This is a genomic window from Pseudoalteromonas sp. A3 (assembly GCF_025942345.1).
Lineage (GTDB): Bacteria > Pseudomonadota > Gammaproteobacteria > Enterobacterales > Alteromonadaceae > Pseudoalteromonas > Pseudoalteromonas atlantica.
Genome location: NZ_JAPCKL010000003.1, coordinates 293927 through 320116 on the forward strand (window position 1 = coordinate 293927; position 26190 = coordinate 320116).

General features: G+C 41.1%; 17 protein-coding genes. 8 read left to right on the forward strand and 9 right to left on the reverse strand.

Features of this window, described 5'->3' with window-relative positions; translation table 11 throughout:
• Positions 1-71 precede the first annotated feature (71 nt).
• Positions 72-1904, forward strand: coding sequence for a DUF885 domain-containing protein (locus OIZ54_RS07440; protein WP_264390070.1), 1833 nt, complete (start codon positions 72-74; stop codon positions 1902-1904).
• An 83-nt stretch (positions 1905-1987) separates the two neighbouring features.
• On the forward strand, positions 1988-2656 hold the full coding sequence (locus OIZ54_RS07445; protein WP_264390071.1) for a hypothetical protein: 669 nt from the start codon (positions 1988-1990) through the stop codon (positions 2654-2656).
• On the opposite strand, the gene OIZ54_RS07450 is transcribed toward OIZ54_RS07445, so the two are convergent.
• Positions 2653-3369 (reverse strand): SIMPL domain-containing protein, encoded by a 717-nt coding sequence (locus tag OIZ54_RS07450; RefSeq protein ID WP_264390072.1) that lies wholly within the window; start codon positions 3367-3369, stop codon positions 2653-2655. The genes OIZ54_RS07445 and OIZ54_RS07450 overlap by 4 nt on opposite strands.
• A 114-nt stretch (positions 3370-3483) precedes the next feature.
• Here OIZ54_RS07450 and OIZ54_RS07455 point away from each other — a divergent pair, with 114 nt between their 5' ends.
• Positions 3484-6156 (forward strand): bifunctional acetate--CoA ligase family protein/GNAT family N-acetyltransferase, encoded by a 2673-nt coding sequence (locus tag OIZ54_RS07455; RefSeq protein ID WP_138577998.1) that lies wholly within the window; start codon positions 3484-3486, stop codon positions 6154-6156.
• The gene (locus tag OIZ54_RS07460) at positions 6153-7100 is read left to right on the forward strand and encodes an ion transporter (RefSeq protein WP_264390073.1); all 948 of its coding nucleotides are present in this window, start codon (positions 6153-6155) and stop codon (positions 7098-7100) included. The genes OIZ54_RS07455 and OIZ54_RS07460 overlap by 4 nt, the downstream gene beginning before the upstream one ends.
• An 8-nt stretch (positions 7101-7108) precedes the next feature.
• Here the strand turns inward: OIZ54_RS07460 and OIZ54_RS07465 are convergent, their stop codons facing one another.
• Genes OIZ54_RS07465 through OIZ54_RS07475 form a run of 3 tightly spaced genes read right to left on the reverse strand, consistent with a single transcriptional unit; the run spans position 7109 to position 12243 of the window.
• Complete coding sequence (locus tag OIZ54_RS07465) at positions 7109-11614, reverse strand: EAL domain-containing protein (RefSeq protein WP_264390074.1); 4506 nt, start codon at positions 11612-11614, stop codon at positions 7109-7111.
• Positions 11615-11634: 20 nt separating this feature from the next.
• Positions 11635-12036, reverse strand: coding sequence for a GNAT family N-acetyltransferase (locus tag OIZ54_RS07470; protein WP_004586827.1), 402 nt, complete (start codon positions 12034-12036; stop codon positions 11635-11637).
• Between the two features lie 3 nt (positions 12037-12039).
• Complete coding sequence (locus OIZ54_RS07475; RefSeq protein WP_004586826.1) at positions 12040-12243, reverse strand: DUF3283 family protein; 204 nt, start codon at positions 12241-12243, stop codon at positions 12040-12042.
• Between the two features lie 156 nt (positions 12244-12399).
• Between OIZ54_RS07475 and OIZ54_RS07480 the strand changes: the two genes are divergently transcribed.
• Complete coding sequence (locus tag OIZ54_RS07480) at positions 12400-13098, forward strand: substrate-binding periplasmic protein (RefSeq protein WP_024031530.1); 699 nt, start codon at positions 12400-12402, stop codon at positions 13096-13098.
• Between the two features lie 15 nt (positions 13099-13113).
• Here the strand turns inward: OIZ54_RS07480 and OIZ54_RS07485 are convergent, their stop codons facing one another.
• Complete coding sequence (locus OIZ54_RS07485) at positions 13114-13359, reverse strand: DUF1289 domain-containing protein (RefSeq protein WP_004586824.1); 246 nt, start codon at positions 13357-13359, stop codon at positions 13114-13116.
• 108 nt (positions 13360-13467) lie between these two features.
• Positions 13468-14607, reverse strand: coding sequence for a 1-acyl-sn-glycerol-3-phosphate acyltransferase (locus OIZ54_RS07490; protein ID WP_029774392.1), 1140 nt, complete (start codon positions 14605-14607; stop codon positions 13468-13470).
• Positions 14608-15037: 430 nt separating this feature from the next.
• On the opposite strand from OIZ54_RS07490, the gene OIZ54_RS07495 reads away from it, so the two are divergent.
• Together OIZ54_RS07495 and OIZ54_RS07500 are read left to right on the forward strand one after the other, a co-directional pair.
• Positions 15038-15982, forward strand: coding sequence for a D-2-hydroxyacid dehydrogenase (locus OIZ54_RS07495; protein WP_264390075.1), 945 nt, complete (start codon positions 15038-15040; stop codon positions 15980-15982).
• A 295-nt stretch (positions 15983-16277) separates the two neighbouring features.
• Positions 16278-16658 carry a DUF3192 domain-containing protein gene (locus OIZ54_RS07500; RefSeq protein WP_264390076.1) on the forward strand — a complete coding sequence of 127 codons (381 nt, stop codon included), beginning with the start codon at positions 16278-16280 and terminating at the stop codon, positions 16656-16658.
• 92 nt (positions 16659-16750) lie between these two features.
• On the opposite strand, the gene OIZ54_RS07505 is transcribed toward OIZ54_RS07500, so the two are convergent.
• The 3 genes from OIZ54_RS07505 to OIZ54_RS07515 form a co-directional block, all read right to left on the reverse strand.
• Positions 16751-17656: a diguanylate cyclase gene (locus OIZ54_RS07505; RefSeq protein ID WP_264390077.1), complete on the reverse strand. Its 906-nt coding sequence runs from the start codon at positions 17654-17656 to the stop codon at positions 16751-16753.
• The gene (locus OIZ54_RS07510) at positions 17640-21431 is read right to left on the reverse strand and encodes a PAS domain-containing hybrid sensor histidine kinase/response regulator (protein WP_264390078.1); all 3792 of its coding nucleotides are present in this window, start codon (positions 21429-21431) and stop codon (positions 17640-17642) included. The genes OIZ54_RS07505 and OIZ54_RS07510 overlap by 17 nt, the downstream gene beginning before the upstream one ends.
• 66 nt (positions 21432-21497) lie before the next feature.
• Entirely contained in the window at positions 21498-22895 is a 1398-nt protein-coding gene (locus tag OIZ54_RS07515; protein ID WP_264390079.1) for a PhoH family protein, read from the reverse strand.
• A gap of 306 nt (positions 22896-23201) precedes the next feature.
• Between OIZ54_RS07515 and rapA the strand changes: the two genes are divergently transcribed.
• Positions 23202-26096 (forward strand): RNA polymerase-associated protein RapA, encoded by a 2895-nt coding sequence (gene rapA, locus OIZ54_RS07520; protein ID WP_264390080.1) that lies wholly within the window; start codon positions 23202-23204, stop codon positions 26094-26096.
• Positions 26097-26190: the final 94 nt, after the last annotated feature.

The following is a 26190-nucleotide window of genomic DNA, read 5'->3' on the forward strand; positions in this document are numbered from 1 at the left end:
GCGATAAACATAAAATACAAGCAAATAAATATAATACACCCTAATGGGTTTCTAACAACAAAGGGAAAACAATGCGTAAACTTACCTTTATTGCAGCAGCCGTGAGCGTTGCTATTTTAGCCGGTTGCCAGCAGGCACCACAACAAACAACGCCAGCGCCTGCAGTACAAGCGCAACCTGTGCAAAGCGAAATCGACAAAGCGAATGCGTTTTTTGAAGATACCTTTAACCGCGATGTAATGAACAGCCCGGTTTATCAAACTTACATGGGTATTAAAAAAGATTACGATAAATGGGATGACGGCAGCGAAGAGCAAAAACTAAAAGACCTTGCGCAAGCAAAAGAAGACTTAGTTACTTTAAATGCTATCGACCGCGACCTGCTTGATGATGCCACTAAAGTAAGTTATGACTTAAAAAAACAAGACCTAGAAAGCTCGATTGCTGATTTTAAATGGCGTTACCATAACTACCCAGTTAACCAAATGTTTGGTACTCACTCTATGGTGCCTGCGTTTTTAATTAACCAACATTCAATTAGTAATGTTAAAGAAGCTAAAGATTATATTGCGCGTTTAAACGGTGTACCTACTGTATTTGATCAGCTAATTACTGATTTAGAAACCCGTGCTGATAAAGGCATTATTGCGCCTAAATTTGTGTTCCCACATGTTATAGATTCGAGCAAAAACATCATTCATGGTGCGCCATTTGAAAAAGGTGAAGACTCAACCCTATTAGCCGACTTTAAACGTAAAGTAAGCGCTCTTGAAATTAGCCAGAATGAAAAAGATGCCTTAATTAGCGAGGCAACTGATGCATTAAAATCAGCAGTTAAGCCTTCTTACTCTAAGTTAATTAATTACTTAGCACAGTTAGAAAAACGTGCAGATAACCGCGATGGCGCATGGAAACTGCCTGACGGCGAAGCGTTTTACAATAACGCACTTAAGCGCACCACAACAACTGACTTAACCGCTAAAGAAATTCATGCCATTGGCCTTGCTGAAGTAAAACGTATTCATGATGAAATGCGTGAAATTAAAGACAAAGTAGGCTTTAAAGGCGATTTAAAAGCGTTTATGCAGTTTATGAAAACAGATAAACAATTTTATTATGCCAATGACGAGCAAGGTAAACAGCGTTATTTAGATGAAGCCACTGGCCTAATCAACACCATGAAAACTCGCCTAGATGAGTTATTTATTGTTAAGCCAAAGGCTGATCTTAAAGTTAAAGCCGTAGAAGCATTCCGCGAAAAAGCAGCAGGTAAAGCATTTTACCAACAACCTGCGCCAGATGGCTCACGCCCTGGTATTTACTACGCAAACCTTTACGACATGGAAGCAATGCCAACGTACCAAATGGAAGCATTAGCATACCATGAGGGTATTCCGGGTCACCACATGCAAATTGCTATTTCACAAGAGCTTGAAGGTGTACCTAAGTTTCGTAAGTTTGGTGGCTACACCGCTTACATTGAAGGTTGGGGCTTATACTCAGAGTACATTCCTAAAGAAATGGGCCTTTACTCAGACCCATACTCAGACTTTGGTCGCCTTTCTATGGAATTATGGCGTGCGTGTCGCTTAGTCGTTGATACCGGTATTCACGCAATGAAATGGACTCGCCAAGAAGGTATTGATTACTACGTAAATAATACGCCTAACGCCACATCTGACGGTGTTAAAATGGTTGAGCGTCACATTGTAATGCCATCGCAAGCGACAGCTTATAAAGTGGGCATGCTTAAAATTTTAGAGCTGCGTGAAGAGGCTAAAAAGCAACTAGGCGATAAGTTTGATATTCGTCAGTTCCACGACGTTATACTTAAAAATGGCCCTGTACCACTTAACGTACTAGAGAACTTTGTAAACGAGTGGGTAGCAAGTAAAAAAGCTTAATACTTGGTTATAAATAGAAAAAGGTCGCTGATGCGGCCTTTTTTGTTTTATAGTAATAAAAACGCTCAGAGGTAGAGTTAATAATGGATTTAAGCATACAATTACTTAATGCGCGCATTGCTAAGCATCAGCTAGACGAGCTCGATAACGACTTTAAACAGTTAAGCCCTGCTCAGCAAACATTACAGCTAAACCACCTTTACGAAAGTGCTTTGCGGATGAGTATTAAATACGACTTTATGCAAAACATGGCAACACGTATTTTAACAACCAACACCCCACCAGCACCTTTTATAAACCAATTAACAACGACTGATGCATTAACGTTTTTTACACCTGCATTAAAAGAAAATAACGGCTTTTTAGCACAAGACAGCCAAGGAAATAATGTACTGCACAATGCATTTAAACACGCCAATGCTCAAAAGCTGGCGTTTAACTATGTGCGCTCATTAATGCTATTTGAATCTAACGATAATTTAGTAAAAGCCCTTGCACAAACAAATGCTCGTGGCCTTACCCCTGTTGCCTGTTATATCGCCTATGCTGATAAACCTAGCACACCAATAAAGCATGAATTTTCAGCATTATTAGCGCTTATGGAAATAGAGCAAAAACAAAATCCAACCGCTAAGCAGCAACTGGCAAATATATTAAAAGGCGCTGATATAAACGAAACCAGCATTTTACTTAGCGCTGCTTACCTACAGCGCTCAACCGCACAACTTGCCCACTTAGTTAGAGCAATTTAGTCACTTAAGTAATATTCAACACTGGTGACCACCCTCACCTTTTTGATATGTGGCGTGTTTGAATCGCGATTGCTAATGCTAAATTGCCCTTGGCGAGCGGATTTTATTTTACCCAGCGTTGAGTTCGAATCTTTAGCAAATTTGTTGGCAACTTCACGGGCTTTTTCTGTAGCCTCTTGCACCATGGCTGGTTTTATATCGTTAAGGCCGGTAAATAAATACTCAACTTTGGTTTCGTAGCTATTTTGCACAATGGCAATGCCCTGTTTAGCTAATTGACTCACTTTACTCAGCGCATTTTGTACTTTGTCGGGCGCGTTCGAATACACAATAATATTAGCGCGTACCAAGTAACGAAACTTTTGATTATCGTTAGCGTATTCTCGGGCTTGCTTATCAATTATCGACTGGCTACCCATACTTATTTCGTCATCATCAAAGCCATGTAGCTTTAAAAATGCAATAACAGCATCGTTTTTTTGCTCAACTCGACTAACCAGTTTTTCTAAGTCGTTGTCTGCATCACTGTATTGCAGCGGCCAAATTACCGTATCAGCGCTAACTTCACGCTCTGCTAACCCTTTCACCTGCACACTACGTTCCATGCTTTTTACATCTACTGCGGCACTTTTAATAATAAAGCCTAATAAAATTAAGCCTATACTTAGGCAAATTGCGGCTATAACGGTGTAAAAACCGGGTGTTTTATTCACAAAAAACTCCTTGATTGATATCAATAATAAGTATCTATGCGCTCGAAATAACACAGCAAACAGGGTACATTGAGACTATAAATAACGCAAAATATAATCAGCCAAGGATATGCCATGAGCTTAAAGCGCATCAGCCAATTTTTTAATCCGGCCTCGGTAGCCGTTATTGGCGCCTCGAATACCCCCACACGCGCGGGGTTTGTGGTTATGCGCAATTTATTACAAGGTGGGTTTAAAGGGCCAATCATGCCCGTAACCCCTACCCATAGTGCGGTACACGGTGTGCTTGCCTACCCTGATATTGCCGCGCTGCCCAAAGTGCCCGACTTAGCCGTTATTTGTACAAATAAAAATACCTTACTGAGCATTATCGAGCAGCTAGGTGAACTTGGCTGTAAAAGTGCAATTGTGATTGCTGATGGGCTCTCATTGAGCCAAAAAACAGCCTTAAAGCGCGCTGCAAATGCACATCACGTTACTTTGCTTGGGCCTAATTGTTTAGGGCTGCTTATTCCGCATATTGGCCTTAATGCCAGCTTTTCTCACACAGTTGCAGCACCAGGGAAACTGGCATTTATATCACAATCCGCAGCGGTGTGTTCCACTATTTTAGATTGGGCTAAAAATAAAGAAATTGGCTTTTCGTATTTTGTTTCGGTCGGTGATTGCCTAGATATCGATTTTGACGAGCTGCTCGATTTTTTAGGCCGCGATGCTAAAACCAAAGCGATTTTGCTCTACATAGATAATATTGAGGATATTCGCGGGTTTATATCAGCAGCACGGGCAGCGGCCTTTAGTAAACCGGTTATTGCCATTAAAACGGGAAAAACCGGAGCAGGCGCACTGGCTGCTGAAATTCATACTGGTGGCAAGCAAAGTTCAGATGCAGTGTACGATGCGCTTTTTCAACGCGCCGGAATGCTACGTGTTAGTGATCTGCGCGAACTTTTTGCAGCCACGCAAACACTTGCCATCCACCCTAAATTACTAAAAGTTGAGCAGTTAACCATTTTAACCAACGGCGGCGGCCCGGGGGTTATGGCGGTCGATGAGCTTATTTTAAATTCGGGCAAACTTACCCAGCTTAGTGAGCAAACACGATCCGCACTCAATAAAGTTATTCCGCAGTCGGATACTACATCTAACCCTGTCGATATTTTTGGCGACTCTGCTCCGGCGCGTTACAAGCAAGCATTAGAAATTTTACTTCGCGCCGAAGAAGTTAAAAACTTACTTATTATTCATACCCCTTCGGCACTGGCACCAAGTGAAGACTACGCCGATATGATAGTGCAAACCTTACAAAAAATACCAAAGATGGCGCGCCCTTATGTAATGACCAACTTTATGGGTGAAGATGCGGCTTATGCTGCGAGGCGTGTTTGCTCTAACCACACTATTCCAACCTATCGCACGCCTGAGGGTGCGGTTGGCGCATTTATGCATTTAGTTAGTTATCGTCGTAACCAAAAACATTTAACGCAAACACCCGAATCAAATACCGATGATGCAAAAATAAATAAATCAGCGGCCACTACGCTCATTAACGAATTTTTAGAAGAAGAGCAAAGCTACTTACCCACTCATCAAGCAAGCCAAATTCTTAGTCATTATGGTGTTGAGTGTATTCAAACAGAAGTAGCCTACACGCCCACAGAGGCGCGTGAGCAAGCAATTGAATTAGGCTTTCCGGTAGCGTTAAAGTTGATTAGCCCAAGTATTGCCTCAAAATCAGAAGTAGGGGGTGTGGTTCTTAACTTAAACGATGCAAACGAGGTTGAGCAAACCGCCTTTGCCATGCTGATACGAATTAAAAACACCTATCCAGATGCTGTTATTGAAGGGTTTTCATTGCAAAAAATGGCGCCGCGCGCCGGCGCTAATGAACTGCGAATCGCCATTAAAACTGAGCCTAATTTTGGCCCTGTTATATTACTTGGTGAAGCGGGTAATGGGTTAGAGTATGCCCAAGCAGCCGTTGCTTTGCCGCCGCTTAATATGAATTTAGCTAAATACCTCATTGCAGCAGCAAACGATAAAGGCGTATTAAAAGATCGCATTTTGCCAGAAAAAGTCGATAAATATCGCTTATGCGCCCTGCTCACACGTATATCTCAACTTGTTGTCGATCAGCCCGATATAAGTGCCATGGAACTTAATCCTATTTTAGCCAGCAATGGGCAATTTTTAGTGCTTGATGCCACTATAAGTGTTAATCGCTATCAGGCACGCAGCGATCGTAAACGTTTGTGTATTCGCCCTTACCCTATTGATCTTGTAGAAGAAGTAACCCTTAAAAATAATACGCGAGCTACATTAAGGCCTATTCGTCCAGAGGATGAAAAAGCCCACCAAGAGTTTGATCAATCACTCAACAAAGAAGATCGTTACAAACGCTTTTTTGGTGAGCTGCCCCAGTTTAACCACGATCAGCTCGCAAAAATGACGCAAATAGATTACGACCGAGAAATGGCCTTTATTGTTTGCCAGCGCTTTGAAGGTAAAAGCCGCACCCTAGGTGTAGCACGCGTTATTATGGACCCTGATAATTTACATGCTGAGTTTGCAACCGTGGTTCGCTCTGACTACCAAGGCTTAGGGCTTGGCAGACTGCTTATGAGCGCTGCAATAAATCATTGTAAGCGCCAAGGCGTAGAAGTAATTGAAGGCATAACACTGCCTGAGAACACCGGCATGATTGAGCTTGCCCGTAAGTTAGGTTTTACAATTAGCCGTGATTTTGAAGAAGGCAGTATTAATATGCTGTTAAAGCTAAACACATGAGCAGCACAGCAAGACAAACGTTAGCGCAGGTATTTGAAGGGACTGGCGATTACCGCAAAGCGGGGCATATACTCGATACCGCGCTGATTGCTTTAATTATGCTTAACGTTATTGCCATTGTGTTGGAATCAGTACCGAGTATAAACAAAGTATATTACCCGCAGTTTTTACTTTTAGAGGTTATTTCGGTGGCTATTTTTAGCCTTGAATACCTTGCAAGGCTCTGGGCCTGTGTCGATAAAAGCAAATACGCAGCTATAAAAGGTTCAAACGCAAAACGCCGGCTGCATTATTTTTTATCACCTTTGGCTCTTATCGATTTAATAGCCATTTTACCCAGCTTGCTAATGTTTGTGTTTCCTCTGGATTTACGTTTTTTACGTGTATTAAGGCTGTTAAGAGTATTTAAACTTACTCGTTACTCACGTGCAATGCAGTTGTTATTACAAGCATTTAAAGACGAAGCGAGCTCGTTACTGGCCGCGTTTTTTATTATGTCGGTACTGCTAATACTTGCCTCCTGCGGTATTTATTTATTGGAACACGATATTCAGCCAGATAAATTTGGCTCTATTCCTGCGGCTATGTGGTGGGCTATGGCGACCCTCACTACGGTTGGGTATGGTGATGTTGTACCGCTAACGCCACTTGGTAAACTATTTGGTGGCGTAGTTACTTTGGTGAGCATGGGAATGGTGGCAATTCCTACAGGCTTGCTTGCCTCAAGTTTTTCGGAGCAAATACGTAAACGCCGGCAATTTTTTGAAGATGCCGTACATGAGCAAATTCACCAAGGCAGTTTAGATGACTCACAGCGTTTGCACTTAGAGGAGCTGCGCTACAAGTTAGGTTTAAGTAAGCTTGAGGCCAATAAAGCAATTAAAACGCAGCTTAATCAACGCAACAGCCATTTATTTTGCCGCCACTGTGGTAAACGCCCATAAGCTTATTTTTACTGGTTAAATATGTTGCCCCAATCTTGTTTAATCATTGCGGGAACAGCTTCTTTAGGTACTGGCTTACTAAATAAATAGCCCTGAAAATGCTTACACCCTAACTGTTTTAAAAACTGCAGCTGTTGTTTGTTTTCAATGCCCTCAGCCACACACTCTTTACCTAAACTATGAGCTAAGGTAAGCGTTGATTGAATAATGGCTTCATCATCCGAGTCCACACCAATATCTTGCACAAAGCTTCTATCTATTTTTAGTACATCGATAGGAAAACGCTTTAAATACGTTAATGAGGCATAGCCTGTTCCAAAGTCATCCATGTAGAGCTTACAGCCAAGCTTTTTCAGCATTTCCATACTGTGCAGCGCATGTTTAGAGTCACGCATTAAAATAGACTCGGTAATTTCAAACACTATGGCTTCTGAGGGCACATTAGCGTGGCTCAACGCTTTATGAATGTCGGTTACAAGCTCTTCGTATTCAAAATCAAGTGCAGAGAGGTTTATCGACAAGTACAGCTGAGGTGAAATCTCACGCCATTGTTTAAGGGCTTGCAACGCACGGGCAAAGGTTTGCAGCATAATTTTTGTTATTAACCCTATGCTCTCAGCCGCTAAAGAAAACTCTTGCGTGGGCACTAAAGTGTTTTCTGGCCAGCGTAACAACACTTCAAAACCTTCGGTTTTTTGAGTGTGCGCATTCACTATAGGCTGGTAGTAATTGCAAAACTCTTGCTCTTGATACGCTTTAGTTAGCAAAGACTCTAAATGCAGGGCTTTTTGTACATGCTGATTCATCTCCTGCTTGTAAAACTTATAACTGCTTTCGAGCGACTCTTTTGCATGGTACAAAGCTATACTGGCAGCTTTTAACAGCGCAGCATGATCTGCGGCGTCATCAGGCGCTATTGCTACCCCGATACTTAAATTAACGTTTACCACCTGGCCATTAAATTCCATATTTTGGCTTACAGAGTCTATTAATTTAGAGCAAATAAGCAATACTTCTTCAATTTGCTGCACATCTTCCACCAGCACCACAAATTCATCGCCACCAAAGCGCGCAACACTTGCAGAAGGACGCAAAGAGCGCTTAATACGCTTAGCCACTTGCTTTATTAGCTCATCAGCCGCTTCACGTCCAAATGAGTCGTTAAAGTATTTAAACCGCTTAATGTTTATGTGCAGCATAGCTACTTTACATTGATGATTTTGCGCCTGCTCAATCGCATGCTCAACCCTGTCGTTAAACAGCATACGGTTAGGCAAACCGGTTAATGAGTCATAGTTGGCTAAAATATGAAGCTCATTTTCAGCCAATTTTTGCGCATGAATGTCGGTTAAAATAATAACGTAGCTGCTTAAACGGTGTTCGGTGTCGGCCACTGCACTTATTTTTACTAACACATGGCGCTGCTCACCACTGGCAAGGGTGACTAAGTCTTCACAGGAAAAATGCTCACCCACATTTAGCTTTTGCATTATCCGTAAGTAGTCAAAGCGATTACTTCGCGATATACCTAAATTAAGGGCGCGGCTAGAGCGTGGCTCACTAGGAAAGTTAAAGGCCGTTTGCAACGATTTGTTAGAGGCGCGAACCGTAAAGTTTTTATCAAGAATAAATACCCAATCGCGGGTTTGCTCAAACGCAGCGGTAAATAAACGGGCATGCTCTTCAAACACCATTTCGCGGGTCATATTGGTGTAAGTACCCGCTACTTTTTTAGGAAGTTGTCCGCTCCATTCCACCACTTTGCCAAAGTCTTTATACCAACGCCAATAGCCTTTAGCGTGGCGTAAACGATAAGTGCAATTAAAGTAGCCTTTATCGGTTGATAAAAATTCTAACCATTCTAATCTGAAAAGCGCTTTATCTTGCGGGTGAATTTTAGCTAGGTAATCATCTAGGCTCACGCTTTCTTGATCATACCCCAGTTCATTACATAAGCGCGGCTGGTAAATACTACTCGATGTAGACTGCCAATCCCACATGCCAGACTCACTACCCTCTAAGGCTAGTTTTAATCGCGCTTCACTTTCTTTACTTTCTTTATTAGCGGCCAGTAATATGCGCTGAATTTTGTTGCGGCGCATTACCCAAAAAGCAATAAATGCGATAAACAAAACACCATAAAGCACCATAAAATATGGCGCTCGCCACAGGGGATACTTAACACGAATTTTTAGCACTGCAGGCGGCGTGTACTCACCGGTTAACGGATCTTTAGCCCATACTTTGAGCTGGTAATTACCTGGATTTAATTTAGGGAATAACACCCGATTATTATTACGGGTGTAGGTTTTTTGGCCGTTATCGAGCTGGTACTCATAAATTATGCGCTCTTGATAGCTAAACGCCATCGCCGAAAACGCTACCTCTAAACCGATATCATCATGGTTGAGGACTATTTCATTTAATGGCTGTTTTAAATCGATAGATAAGTCGCGCGACATTAAATCAACTCGCGTTATATTTACATGATCAATTAATGAGTGGTAATTTTGATTTTCCATCGGATGAAAATATGTAATGCCCTTTAAGCTGCCATAGGCAATGCGCCCATCGCTTAAATGCGCCATGGCACTGCTGTTAAACTCAGCAGAAAGCAGCCCCTCAGATGTAGTAAACTGCTGAAAATGAAGTGTTTCTGGGTTTAGTCGCCATATGCCTTTATGGCTACTCATCCAAATCATGCCATTATCATCAAGCACCATGTCATAAAGTAAGGTACCTAACTTATTTTTTTCTAAGTCAATCGTGTGTACCAATTTGTAACTGGCTGCATCAAGCCCAATCAGACCAAAATTAGATAGCGAAATCCATAAAATATTGTTGTTATCGACCACGTAAGAAAGCACATTAATAGCCACGTTATCGTGCTGTTTTGGCACTTTATAAATGGTGTTTAATGCTAATGTGGTTGGGTTTACCTGATATAAAATACCCGCATTAAAAAACAGGGGCATATCAGGCTTGGTTGCCAGCGCTGGCGAAAAACCATGCGCCAAAAACGGCTCTATTTTGCTAAAGGCCCCTTCTAATCGGGTGATCTGCTGAGTATCAATATTATATACAAACATACCGTGATCTGAGTGCACATAGTACAAATCACCGTTAGGCATTAAGGTTACGCCGTGTACCCAGCCTTCTATGTAGGCTCTATTGTTGGGGTTTGTTATTGTTGGCTCGTTAATTTGATGCGTTATGGGGTCAAACTCAAACAACCCACGGTTTGTATGTAGCCAAAGCTTTTGCTTATAAGGAATAATTTCATACACGCTAAATTCGGTAGTCAGTAAGTCTACTTTGTGGTTTTTTAAGTAAACTTGGCTGGTGTTAGTGGCTAAATCAATTTCGGTTAAGCCATTATGCGTTGCCAGCCATAGGCTATTGCCATACTCCGTAATGCCCCAAACCGAAGGATGAGAAAGGCCATCGCCACCCAGTTTACTACCATCTATATTGCTAAAGTGATAGGTATTATTAGACAGATAAAATGCACCATCGGTTTTAGTAGCGAGCCAATACCCCCCCGATTTATCTTTTACCATGTCTATCATACTGGTATCAGATAGGCTGTATTTACTTTGCGTAATACGTGTGTTTTTTACCAACTCTTTGGTATTTAGATCAAACTTAAAGAGCCCTTTATTAGTCGCCAGATCTAGCTTTTCGCCTTCGTTGATGATGCGCCATACATTTAAATCGGCAATAACGGCTTGGTTTTTAAATGCTATGTCGGGGCGTTCAAACATGCCTGGCAAGTCGCTAATATCAACTTGATACAAGCCTTTAACGGTGCCTACTAACAACTGATTATTTTCAATAACCGAAAACGATTTAACGTTGTTTTGATAAATATGCTCAGCTTTGCTTTTTAAATGCTGCAGCGGCCTAATTTGCTCAGAGGCGATATCAAATACAAACGCCCCATGGCTTGTGCCTATAAAAATATACCCATTGTAATGAAAAAGCTCTCTGACTAAGGTGTTTTCGTATTCTTTAGGCAGCTCAAATAAGCTGGTTATTTTACCTGTTTCAATATCTAATTTAGCAAAGTCGCGACCACGCCCAATCCATAAGGTTTTGTCATCAACCGCTGCCATACTAAATACCGACTGGCTTAAAATTTGTTTTTCGCTGGTTGGTTGAGAAATAAATTGCTGGTAGGTGTCGGTACTTGGGTCGTATTTAAATAAGCCGGCAAGTAACGAGGCTATCCAAATATTGCCTGCGGGGTCTTGGTAAATACAATCAATTATGGCTTCTTCAAGCTCGCCATTAGGGCCATTAATTGAAACAACTTGGTAACCATCATAGCGGTTTAACCCCCCCTCGGTAGAGAGCCATAAGTAACCGTTATCATCAAGCAGCATAGTGTTCACATAGCTTTGCGACAGGCCTTCACTGGGGGATAAACGTTTAACCTGTGCGCCAACATGGCAACTAAATATAGCGATTAAAGCTATACAGCAACTAATGATCCAATGAACGCCTTTACTCATGGCTTGATCCGTTGTTTTTGTTATAAGTATTCGAGAGCGACTATATTTCGATGCGTATAAATATCAAAAAGTGCTTTTAAACCAGGAGTATATGTTAATACTTGGTTAAAACCAAGGCTCGTATATAAAGCTGTAATATTTTTATAAGCAAAGGTGTAAAGCGGCATGCTTTGCTGTTTTATAGCGGCGCATACAAGTTGCTTTGCCAGCCCTTTTGCACGGTGCTGCGGGGCAACAAATACGGTCGATAAAAATAAAAAGTCGTGTTTATTTTGTATTCGACACGCCGCAACTATCTGCATTTCACTGTAAACAACCCAAACCTGATCTTGCTTATTAGCACGTCCTCTTACGCTATACAGTGCATAAAACTTATTAACTAATGGAATCTTAAGTGTGTCTAACTTTTGTACTGTGTACATATATTAGCTTAGCATTAACGCCAAATACTGCTCAAACTGTTGCTTTAAAAACGTTTGCTCTGCCACTGGGCGGCTATGAATCGTATTATAAACTTGCTCACGTGTTTTTTTATTACGTTTAATTTGATAAGCCCAAAATGAGGCTTCGTAATCTAATTGAATCTGGTATTTTTGCTCTCGGGGTAAAGCACATAAATTAAAACTCACAACCACTCCTAAGTACGGTTAGTTATCCGCATTTATTATACGTATATTTGAACCCATTTACTGTTTAAAAAGCAACAAACATGGGCAAAAACCAAACTATTTTGGTATTATTCGCTGCGTTCATTTGCCCTCTCCTTATTTTAAACGGAAGTAACCTTGCAGATACAGCTCAATGCTTTGTTTTTATTAGTCGTTTTATTTTTTAGTAAAATTACACTCGCCAATCACAATAGCGTTATATTTAACCGCCCAGCCGACTCAGCTCAAGCAAGCTATGCGCTCGCTTTACTCACATTAGCCTATAAAGAACTTAATTATGAAGTACACATAATTGATTTTAATCGCCAAAATGCCTTATTAGCAGCCAATAATGGGGTGTTAGATGGCCAACTTGGCCGCGATATAAGTATAGAGGCGGACAATAAAAACCTGATCAGAATTAACTACCCACTGTTTGACTATAAGCTTTTACTGTTTAAAAACTGCCAACCCAATACACTCGATAAGCTCGATAGTATTGCGGTTTTATCAGGCTATCCAGTTCAGCACCATTACTTAAATGAGCATAAGTTTAACGGCAATATTATTGAAGTAAAAAATATTACGACCCAACTTAACCTACTAGCCCAGCATAAAGTTGATGGGGCAATTATGCTCGACTTTGTGCTTAAAGCCGATAACTTTTCCCTACCAGAGACCTGTATGCAAACCCAGCTGCTAAGTACATTTTCGCTCTATCACTATGTACATAAAAAGCACGCGGCTTTGGTAAGTAAATTATTGAATGCTTTAAATAAGCTACACGATAACGGCACTAGTCGCGCATTGCGCGCAAAATACAATTTAAAACTCTAGCATGTACAGCAAGGTTTAAAATTCAAAGCCTTGTTGTTTATCTAAAGTGGCTTGTGATTGCGCAGCTTGGCGCTTTTGTAAATACCGTTTGTAACGTTGTTGGCACAAGCTAAGTACTTTCTTTTTTTGCGCATTGCTTAACGCATTCCAATTAAAGCGCTCATCCCGGCTTCGGTAGCAGCCTTTGCAATAACCTCGGTTGTTTACTTGGCAAATACTTTTACAGGGGCTTGGAATATCAAATATTTCAATTTGTTGCATTGCGCCCCCTAAGTAAATTAATTGCTTTGTATGAGTATAGCGTTATTTATGCACAAAAAAAAAGCAGCGTTTACGCTGCTTTATTACACTATTTGCCAACGCAGATGCCTAATGGCTTTGCTCACATACTTTGTTTGTGATTTCAGTTTTGCGTTGAAATGGCTTTGCATACATAGCTAAAACAAGTGGCTTTAGCTCTTCTGGCACTAAGGCTAAACGCTGTTCAAAAGTGGCGGTATCGGGCTCATCAATAACTGCTTGCTTGCACCCACCGGCAATGTAATTTCCTGGGTGTAAGTAAAAAGACTCAACAATGTGCTTATCAATTGTTTGCGCCAGCTCATCAGCATCATCGCAACCGCTTTCAACCGGTTGTCCAAATGCTAAGTGCACATGCCCTTTAGCAGAGCTAAACCCTTCAACAATACTTGCTATGTCTTCGCCTGCTGATTTTACGTATTCACCGTGCTGCTGTTTATGATAAAGCTCTTTTGCTTTAGAAATTGCACAAGGCTCATACTGGTAAGAAATAGACACAGGAACAATTTTTAACTCTTTAATGTACTCGCCAAATTCTTTCTTTTGTTTACGACCATTAAGTTGCAGCATTTTTAAAAGCGCCGGATCTGTTTGATCAAAGCCGTCTTTTGCACGCCCTTCTTTTTGCGCAATCCAAATAGAATTTCCTGCTGTTAACGAGTCATAAATATACGATGACAACTGCGTAAGCGCCTTAAGCATCTCTTTAGGTGCTTTGGCTGAGCGCTTAACGATAAAGCTTTTATTTAAACGCATCAGCTCGGTTATATACGGTATTTGCAATAAGTTATCACCAATTGCTATACGCACCGTCTTCATTTTATGTTGATACAAACCCCAATTAACAAGTGCAGGGTCCAGCACTATGTCGCGGTGGTTTGATATAAATAAATACGCCTGCTGCGGGTCTAATTTGTCTAATCCCGAAAAGGTAACTTTTGAGGTAGTGCGTTTTATAAGTTTATCTAAATACTTTGCAACTTCGTTTTGTACATCTTCAACGCTCGTAAATTTACCCCATTTTTTTCGTAACTGGCTTCTCACCAGTGTACGAGCAATAAAAGGCATAGCGGATATAAAGCGCGGTAAGTTGTACTTTGCTATTACATCTATAAACGCATTATCGTTAATTAAACGCGCTAGCGAGGCCGCAACTTCATCGTCGTTGTAAGGTCTTATGTCTGCGTACTTATCTTCTAATTCACTCATTACTGCATCTACAATGTTAAAAAACGGCACGCAAAACGTACCGTTTATATATAATTTTGATTATAACTCAGCCACTCTTAAATAAGAAATAGCCATTTGGTTATGCTTATTTGCGAGCCATTTCAGTCTATGACCACACAAAAAGGGGTTGGTGCATTGTTTTTTTAGTTTTATCAACGTTAATAAGGCTTGTTGACCTTTCACAGGAAAGTGAGTTCAACCTCAATTGATAAACAGGCCCCAGCGATATAGCCCGCTAAAATATCATGTTATTTATATTTGAGTGGGCAGACCAGACAATTTAAACTTTTATCAGCAACCTGACTTTTTGTACTAAGCATTTGGTAGTAATAGCATTAACAAAGGTGTGTATTCGTAGTACCTTAAACGCTCTTGCCATTTTACGGTACGCATTTAGATAGGACACACAATGAAAATCACCATTCTCGATAACGCTACTTTAGCTAAAACCTCGTTAACTTGCATTGAAGAACTAGGTGAGCTAACTACTTACGAACTTACGTCACCTGAGCAAGTTGTTGCTCACAGCCAAGGCGCGGACGTCCTTATTACCAACAAGGTTGTGCTAAATCGCGATACGATAAGCCAACTTAAAACGCTTAAGCTTATTTGCGTAAGTGCAACAGGCACTAATAATGTTGATTTAAACGCCGCTGAAGAATTTGGTATTGCCGTTACCAACGTAGCAGGCTACTCAACCCCTTCGGTTGTACAGCACACGTTTTCGTTAGTAACTAATTTATTAGGTAATACACACCGCTACCAGCGCGACTGCCAGCAAGGCGCTTGGCAAAAAAGTGAGATGTTTTGCAGATTAGATTACAGCTTTAATGATTTACAAGGTAAAACATTTGCCATTATAGGTGGTGGAACGCTAGGTAAAGGTGTGGCGACAGTAGCGCAAGCTTTTGGAGCCAATGTAGTGGTTGCAGAGCGTAAAGGCGCCTCTTGTAGAGAAGGCCGTACACCTTTTGAAGAAGTATTAAAAACCGCTGATATAATTAGCGTGCACTGCCCGCTTACTGATGAAACACGCGATTTAATTTCGTTAGATGAGCTAAAAATGATGAAACCCAGCAGTATTATTATCAATACCGCCCGTGGTGGCATTATAAATGAAGCCGACTTAGCCACAGCCCTAGAGCAAAATTTAATTGCCGGTGCGGGAGTTGATGTACTTACTAAAGAGCCGGCAGAGCCTTCTAACCCGCTAGCTAATTACACAGGCGAAAACTTGCTTCTTACACCTCACATTGCATGGGCCAGCACAGAGTCAATCGTGCGCTTAATTAATGAGGTAAGCCTAAATATTGCAGCCTTTACTAACGGTGAGTCTCGTAACCGCTTGGTATAATAACAGTTTGCAATAATAATTAGCCGCATTGAGGCTAGGTTTTACCTGCCTCAAAGTCCCTCATTCTATTTAGTAAATAGCTGTAACGTGTTTTCGCTATGCTAAATAAACGCAGGCTTGCTTAATCGTTAAAAAACCTAAAAAGTGGCTGTTTTTGCTAATGATTTTTATAATTAATCACTTAAAAACAGCCATCACAATCTAACCCTATGAATTTTATAACTTTGTTATATTGGCCTATTACTTGCTCCTTATAAGTAAATAATTAAATTGAAACTCATCAAGGACTATAACAATGAAAAAATCACTTTTAGCTGCTGCACTTATTGCTCCGTTTTTAACAGGCTGTGTTATTGCCGTATCAGATGGCGAAGCAGAAACGCACTGGGCAGGTAACGACTCATCAAGCTGGCAACATCAGCATAAAAAAAACCGCGAAGCGATTGCAGATTTAAAAATGGATAGCAGCTACCAGTCTGTTTTAGCGCAATTAAAAACGCCAAACTTTACCGAGCTATTGAAAAAAGACGATGATGTGTATCAGGTACTGTTTTACGTGACTAACAGCATTCACTCTGATGGCAAAACAACAAAAGATGAATGCACGCCATTGGTATTTAAAAATGATAAATTGGTAGGTATTGGTGAAAGCGCGCTGGGCATGATCACAAAATAACAACGCGCTAGTATCGTAAAGTCGCCCCGCTAGGTAATAAGATTAACGTGTGGGGCCGATTTAAATAACGCTTTAATATAAACACAGCCACATTATAAGTTAAGCGCAACCACCTGATCGCGCCCTGCATCTTTTGCGGCATATAGCCCTAGGTCAGCTTGTTCAAGCAAGGCTTGTTCGGCACTTGCATTGCCGTTTTCCATACTAGCAATGCCAATACTGATTGTTATGTGATCTGCATTTAACGAAGCTTTGTGCTCTATATTGAGGCTGTTTACCGCTTTTCTTAACTTTTGGGCAAATGCTAATGCCTGTTGTTTATTAACATCGGGTAATACCGCAGCAAACTCTTCCCCCCCGTAGCGGGCAATAAAGTCAGTACTACGCTCACATTGCGCTGCTAACGCCTGGGCAACCTGCTTTAAACACTCATCCCCCGCTCGGTGACCATAGCAATCGTTGTAACGCTTAAAGTGATCTATATCCATTAATAAAACAGACAAACACGAGCCATTACGTTTACTTCTGCGCCATTCACGAGAGAGGTTTTCATCTAAATAACGCCTGTTGGGTATTTCCGTTAAACCATCAATTGAGGCAAGCATTTCTAACAAATCATTTTTTTGCTTGATCAGTAATTGGTTGCGTACCCGCACTCTGACTATAGACGCATTAAAGGGTTTAGTGATGTAATCCATTGCACCTAATTCAAGTCCTTTTGCTTCATCGGTGTGGCTATTATTAGCCGATATAAACACTATAGGAATAGACTGAGTAATAGGGTTTTCTTTAAGCTGTACAAGCACTTCGTAACCATCAATGCCTGGCATCACCACATCTAAAATAATTAAATCGACCTGATTTAATTTAATAAAGGTGAGCGCTTTTTCGCCGCTTTCGACTAAAAATACGTCATGCTCCGTGCCCAGTGTTTTTTCAAGCACCAGCCGGTTAAGGGGATCATCATCCACAATCAGTATTTTAGCTTTTTTCGACATCCCGTCCCCCTAAGGTTTCAATAAATATAATCACTTGCTTTAGCTGAATGATTAGCTCTTTTAAAGTGTGCTGAAGCGGCTCGTTAGTTGTTTTAAGGTGCGTTTCACATTGTTTTGCACACAATGAAAGCCTAATAAAACCTAAGTTACCTGCCACGCCTTTAATGCTATGCACTAAGCGTACCACTTCATCTCGCTGGGTGTTTTCTTCAATTTGTTCTAACTGCGTTTCACACAACTTCGCAAATTTTCCGACCATGGTTGCCAGTAAATTTTCATCAAAATTAAACTGGGTGAGCGCAAAGCTTTGGTCATAAAACTTAGGTTTTATAAAGTCTACGTCTCTAATTGCATCTAACAGCACAGCTGCAACCACAGGTTTAGTCAAATGCTTATTCATGCCGCTACTAAGTGAGCGCTCAACATCTGCAGGTTCACAATGTGCTGTTAAAGCAAAAATAGGCAGCTGGCGCGCGTCAAACTGTTGGCGAATCAATTGCGTTGCTTGGCAACCATCAATATGCGGCATTTGCACGTCCATCAAAATTAAATCTGGTTTTAATATTTGTAGCAGCTCTATTGCATCTGGCGCATTGGTAACCGTTATTACATTTATATGGGCCTGTTTTAGCACACTGCTAATAATGTCTAAATTAAGCGGGTTATCATCAACCGCCATAATAAGTAGACCCGATATATCTTTTTTTACTTCTTCATTATTTTCAGCGGCTTTAGGTGGCTCCGCCCCCGCATTAGCATTTAAGCTAATCAAGCGCTGAGCTAACGCCGTAGCTTTAACATGTTGCGCGTTAATTTGCGTAGTACAAGGCAATGCTAAAGTGTGCTCGTGATTCACCACAACCACAGGGGAAGAGTCGCCACTGAGCGTTTCGTGTATAGATTCAACCTTTAATAAATCGTTCAATGTGGTTTCATCAATAATCAGTTGCTGTGCATCAGCAAGCTTTATTGGGTAGCGAAGCGCCTCTTCTAAATCAATAGCTACCACTTGTGAGTAGGCATTAACCACTTCGTTTAGCTGTACAGTGTCATCGCTGACAATGGCTAATGTATTAGGTATAAATACACTATTTTTAGCCGTATCTACCGCAAGCGCTAGAGTAAAGAAAAACTCACATCCACGGCCTTTGTCACTATTAATTGCAATTTCGCCGCCCATTAAGGCTACACCATGTTTAACTATAGCAAGTCCAAGCCCGACCCCTTGGTGAATACGCGTAGAGGATTCATCGCCTTGAGTAAAAGCATCAAACAGTCGTCGTTGGTCAGCTTTAGCAATACCTACACCACTGTCTATTACGTGAAAACAAATACGTTGCTGATCTAAAACGTCATTTTCTTCAAGCACCATTTTTAAGGTAATACTGCCTTTATTAGTAAACTTAACGGCATTGGTAAGTAAGTTACCTAATATTTGTTGTAAACGTATTGAATCCCCCACCAGCGCGGGGTTAATGAGTGGATCTATTTCAATATTAAAGCTTAACCCTTTGTTTTGACACAATGGCGCTGTTAAGCTCTCGCAAATATCAATCAGTTCAACTAAGCAAAAAGGCACCGGTTTAATTTGCGCTTGCGAACTTTCTACTCGGGCAAAATCGAGCATTCTGTTTAGCATCAGCAACAAGCTTTGAGCTGCGTTTTTAGCCTGCTTAGTTTGTTGCAGCTGCTTATTTTTTAAGCCTTGCTCTACTATCATATCTAACAGCCCTAACACAGCGTTAAGAGGGGTGCGGATCTCATGGCTTAGATTAGCAATAAAGCGGCTTTTAGCTATTGTTGCGCGTTCTGCGTCATGCTTAGCTTTAGTCAGCGCACTTACATCTTGAATATGAATAACATAATAAGAGGGATCACGGTTTTCATCCCACACCAGCGACACACTCAGCTGCAGCCAACTTGTTAGTTTTCCTTGTGAGAGCGTTAAATGATAAACCCGTTTTTTATCATCTAATAAGTGACAAAGCGCATTTTTTATTTCTTGCCACTGCGCCTCATCAAACAGCATTTTTAGTGGCTCACCAGTTAAAATATCTTGCTGTGAAAATAACTTACGAGCCGCTTTGTTAACTTGCAATATGGTGTGCTCAAGCGAAAGTAACACCACACTGTTTGCTGCAAACTCTATTGCACTTCTAAATTTAGATTCTGACGCTTTTAACGCCGATAGAGTTTGCTGCTGCTCAGTAATGTCTCGCCCAATTCCCATAGTGCCTAATAAGTGCTGGTGCTCGTTATAAAATGGGGCAATCGTTAATTGATACGATTTGTCGGTGCTATCTATGCGTTGCTCAATGCTACTTTTGGTTTGTAAAACTTGCTTTTCTAGTAGGCTTAACTGTAAATCGTCGCTGTCTAAATCTTCAATACGCTTACCGACGAGGATGGCTTGCTCTTTGCCTACATAGGCTTCAAATGCTTTATTACAACCTAAAAAAGAGCCATCAATATTTTTAAAGTAAATAAGATCAGGCACACTATTTAGCATGGTATTTAATAGCGCTAGGTGTCGCTCTTTTGCTTCGTAGCTACGTTTTAGCTTTTGAGATTGCAGCTGTAACTGCTCATCGAGTTCTTTATTAGCCTCTTGGAGCGACTCAACTAACTGTGCATTTTTATCAAATACATATTTAACGCGAGAAAACCAAGGCTGCCAATTTAAAGGAATGGGGTAATTAGAAAGCGCGGCTTTAGGGGCATCATTTTGTTCAAAATATTGCATTAAATGAGTCATAGGTCTAACAAAAATACGTTGGCTTAACCAAAAAAATACCGCAAACATTAAGCTTAAAAATAACGTTAAAAACGCAAACTCTAAAAGAACCTCATACCTAATTGGCGTGATCACTTTTATTTGCGGCTCATAAAAGGCGGCATGAATGGGCAGATTCCCCATAGCTTGCATAAAAAACTGCGCATTTGTGTTATTAACTAAGTTTATTTTTTCATTGTTATGGGCTAATTCAGGCCAATAATCTTTTAAGGCTGTTGCTTCATTTAACTGCTTAACAGAGCTGGCTATCACTTGATGCGACTGGTTCATAAACACATATTCGCCTTCGCTTGGTGCCACCTTTTTAAGCCAGCTAGACATGGCCTCTAAATCGTATATTAAAATGATGTAGTCTGACGAATTAGGTTGTTTTTTACGGCCAATAGCAAAATAAGCGCTATCGCGTATTTTAACAATGGCGCTTGAGGTAAGCTGGCCAGGTATAAATGTGGGCTTAAAATTACCATTTAAAATTTTATTAAGCATAGTGCTTTGGCTTTTATTACGCCTTACCACATAGGCAAACCCCGAATCATCAACATAGGCAACGGCCGATAACGATTGCATAAGCGACAACGCGGTATTAAACGTCGGGCTTAGGGTTGTAGCTTGCTGCCATTGGATCAACGCCCGGTTAGAAAAAGCAAACTGCCCTTTACCGACTATTTCGCCTTGGCGCTCGCTAAAATGGCGGTAGTAGTAATTGTCGTATTGATTAATACCTTCTAGTAAGTTGCGATTGAACTGCTCAACACTAGGCTGCTGATACGATATAAAGGCATTGTCAAAAAAGTCGTTTACCGAGCTCATTATATGGCTAACTTGAGCCGACACTTGCTCAAAATCGGCTTGACGTTTTTCTATGGCGCGCTCAACTTTTATATTATACAAGTGCAAACACAGTAAAAATGCCACAAATAAGGGAACAAATAATGCTACAAATAAAGAGCGGTAATAGTCTTTTAGAGGTAAAAATTTCAACGTTTTGCCTAAGTTTTGGCCCGATAGTCAGCCACTAGACTATCGAGCCAAATTGTTCTGCGCAAGTTATAAATTTTCTTCTGCAAAGGAGGCTAAACGGCTGCGCACTACCCCGTTTAAATTAACTGTTGCACTACCTTCAAAGTCTTTAAAACGCTCAACAATATAAGTAAGGCCGGAGGTAACGGGGGTTAAGTAGTTACTATCTATTTGCGCTAAATTACCGCTACAAATTAGTTTTGTTCCCTCGCCACAACGGGTAATAATAGTTTTAAGCTGAGATGCCGTTAAGTTTTGGCTCTCATCCAAAATTACCACTGTATTTTGAATACTACGCCCACGCATAAAGTTCACCGACTTAAACTGTACATTGGCTTTTTCCATTATGTAATTGCGACTCGAAATTGGGTTCTCGTCTCCTTTGTGTAGTACCTCTAAGGTGTCGGTAATTGCAGCTAACCACGGCGCCATTTTTTCTTCTTCGGTTCCGGGTAAAAAACCGATAGACTCAGCTATTTCGGGGGTATTACGCGTTACAATGACCTTGTCGTAAATACCACGCTCAATCACCATTTCAAGCGCACTGGCCAGTGCCAGTAATGTTTTACCGCACCCCGCTGGACCGGTTAAAATAACCAGCTCAATACTAGGGTCAAGCAAAGCGTCGAGTGCCATACCTTGGTAAATATTTTTAGGTTTTACGCCCCACGCTTGCTGGTGCATTAAACGCTCAACACTAATATCTTTTAATTTAATACGCTCGTTATCGTAAGATTTGACCCGCGCAGCAAAGTGCTCGCTGCCATCAAGTATGTACTCATTGCAAAACACATCTGGAATTAAGTTTTTAGCCACATAATGAAACGTATCACGGCCGTGCTGCTGTGTTTCGCATTGCCCTACGTGCTGCCAAAAATCGCCCTCTATTTTTTTATAGCCGCTAGTTAATAAAGCAATATCATCAATTAGTTGGTCGGTACGGTAATCTTCAACATATTTAAGGCCTGCACCTTTTGCTTTAAGGCGCATGTTTATATCTTTTGTCACCAATACAATTTTTGAATCGCTGTGCTGTTTTTGTAAATACACGGCGCAGTTAATAATACGGTGATCGTTTTCATCCCCCGGTAAACCAGAAATAGAATCTGCAAAAAGATGATCATTAACAATAATGAGCGTGCCAGTGGAATTGGCATTTGCCTTTTTATTGCTAGGCAGTGCAACACCCTGCAACATTTGCTCTGGAGTTGCGTCTTTTAGTACCTCATCTAAGCCGCGAATAGCCACTCGTGCATCACGGCTTACGTCGTGTTTTCTATCTTTAATGTGGTCAAGCTCTTCTAAAACAGTCATGGGAATGACAACGTTATGTTCTTGGAAAGACAAATAAGCGAGGGGTTCGTGGAGTAATACATTGGTGTCTAGCACATACATTTTACTTTCAAGGTTCGAAGCTTTTTCCATAGCACTTTCCTTACGTTTTATGATTTTTATGCTATACCAAAATAACTAAGTAAAACGGGCATAAATTCAAACCTGCAATACTTAATTGCTAAGGCATAATCTAAGTTTAGTCTATTTGTCATAAAAGTCCGTTTTATTACAAACACGATATAGTTTTTATTTACCTAAAAAAGAGCCATTTGTTAGCACTGTTAATGGGATTAATTCGCACTTATAAAATTAATTAAAAGTGAGTCAAATAGCGCCTTGCAGTGGTGTTATGTAACAGGTAACATAGCCGCCTTTTTCTTCATAGACGAGACATACATGAATTTTTCCTTAGGTCAGCGTTGGATCAGTGATACAGAGTCAGATTTAGGATTAGGCACCGTAGTTGCCATTGAAGGCCGCCAGGTCAGCATTTTATTTCCTGCCAGTGGTGAAAACCGTGTTTATTCTAGTGCAGAAGCACCGGTTACCCGTGTGGCATTTAATCCAGGTGATGTGATCAAAAGCGTTGAAGAATGGGAATTAGAAGTAGAGTCTATTGAAGTGCAAGGTGAACTACTTTGCTACGTAGGTACTCGCGTTGATACCGGCGAAGAAGCAAAGCTAAAAGAAACCTTTTTAGATCATTTTATTAAGTTTAATAAACCGCAAGATCGTTTATTTGCAGGCCAAGTAGATCGCTTTGATCGCTACACCTTACGTTACCAAACATGGCAACACCAATTTGAGCGCCAGCAATCGCCTATTAAAGGCCTAATTGGCCAGCGCGCTAACCTTATTCCGCATCAGCTTTATATTGCACAAGAAGTAGGTAAACGTTTTGCCCCACGTGTACTGCTCTCAGATGAAGTAGGCCTTGGTAAAACCATCGAAGCCGGCATGATATTACACCAACAAATCATTAGTGGCCGTGCTAGCCGTGTACTCATTGTGGTGCCAGAAAACCTGCAACACCAATGGTTAGTAGAAATGCTACGCCGCTTTAATTTACGTTTTTCTATTTTTGATGAAGAGCGCTGCGACGAAGCCTTTGCAGACTCGCCAAACGTATTTGATACCGAGCAGTTAGTGCTTACCAGCCTTGAGTTTTTAACCAAGAAAAAACGCTGGTTTGAACAAGCAACACTTGCTGATTGGGATTTATTAGTTGTTGATGAAGCGCACCACCTAAGCATTAACAATGGTAAGCCGAGCACCGAATATCAGCGCATGGCTGAGCTTAGCCAAGATATTCCGGGTCTTATTCTATTAACAGCAACGCCTGATCAACTTGGTCACCGTAGCCACTTTGCCCGCTTGCAATTGCTCGACCCAGATAGATTTTACGACTACGACGTATTCAAAGAAGAAGAAGCTAATTACAAAGACGTTGCCGAAGCGGCAAATCAGCTACTGCAAGCACAAACCCTTGATGATACAGCCAAAGCGACACTTATTGAGCTATTAAAAGAAACCGATATTACTGATGTGCTTGAAAAAGCTCAGCAAGGTGATTTACCGGCGCGTAAAGAAATACTTAACATGCTGCTTGATCGCCACGGCACAGGTCGTATTTTGTTTAGAAACAGCCGCAGCGGAATTGATGGCTACCCTAGCCGTAAATTACATGCTTACCCAATGGCACTGCCAAAGCAATATAAAACAGCAATGTCGGTACTTGGCAGCATGAGCGGTATACAAAGTGCAGAGTTAAGCGCACAACGCGCGCTGTTTCCAGAGAAAATCTTTCAAGAGTTTGAAGGTGAAAGTGCCAGCTGGGGCGCATTTGATCCACGTGTAGATTGGTTAATCGAAACACTTAAAACCCTAAAGCACGAAAAAGTACTGCTTATTTGTGCCAAAGCCGAAACCGCTATTAGCCTTGAGCAAATTTTGCGTGAGCGTGAAGCAATAAAAGCATCTGTATTCCACGAGGGCATGTCGATTATAGAGCGTGACCGCGCAGCAGCCTTTTTTGCCGATGAATACGACAACGCACAAATACTGCTGTGTTCAGAGATTGGCTCAGAAGGACGTAACTTCCAGTTCTCGCATCACTTAGTGTTATTTGATTTACCACTAAACCCTGACTTACTTGAACAACGTATCGGCCGATTAGACCGTATTGGGCAAACAAAAGATGTTAATATTCATGTGCCGTATTTTGAAAATACAGCGCAAGAAGTATTACTGCGTTGGTACAACGAAGGCCTTGATGCATTTGAAAGCACATCTACCACTGGCCAGCTATTGTATAAAGAATTTAGTGAAGACCTACTTGATTACATTGCTGCCCATAATTGTGATGAAGAAGAGCTCGACCCTCTACTTGAGCAAGTAGCAAAGCAAAATGCCGTGCTACGCAAACAAATGGAAAGTGGCCGTGACCGTTTATTAGAGCTGCATTCATCTGGCCAAGGCGCTGCCGATTCATTGGTTGAAGAAATTGAAGCACTTGATAACCAATTTGAGTTACCAAGTTACATGATCAACGTATTCGACACATTTGGAGTAAGCCAAGAAGACAAAGGCGAAAACACCATTATTTTAAAGCCAACAGAGCATATGCTAAGTGCATCGTTCCCAAGCTTAAAAGAAGATGGCATGACGGTTACCTTTGACCGCGATACCGCCCTTTCGCAAGAAGACGTACATTTTATTAGCTGGGATCATCCTATGGTGCAAGGCACAATGGACATGATTTGTGATGATGACTTTGGTAGTGCCTCTGTTGCTTTACTTAAAAACAAAAAATTACCACCAGGTACCTTTTTTGTTGAGCTAATATTTGTAGCCGAAGCTATGGCACCAAAAGCCCTGCAAGTAGGTCGCTTTTTACCGCCAACGCCTATTCGCATATTACTTGATAAAGCCAGTAATAACCTCGGCGAAAACGTGGCGTTTGATAGCTTTAACCAACAGCTTTCAGCCGTTGGTCGTCAAACTGCAAGTAAATTAGCAGGCGCTTTACAAGGTGCGGTTCACCCAATGATCAACACCGCAAAAGACATGGCTCAGCAACAGCTTGAGGTTATACGCAGTGCGTCACTTGAAAAAATGCAAAGCACCTTAGGTGAAGAACAAGCTCGCCTTGAAGCGCTTAAGCAAATTAACCCTAATATTCGCCAAGAAGAAATTACCTTCTTCGATAAGCAGCGCAGCGAGCTGACAACGCATATAGAAAAAGCCCAGTTAAAACTTGATGCGATACGCTTAATCGTAGTTTCACACTAAAGGTTTTTGAGCGTTTAGTTTATAGCTATCTGCCGTTAGTTAGCTCAAGATTTAACTAAACTACACTTCAAAAAGCACGGTTTACAGGCCGTGC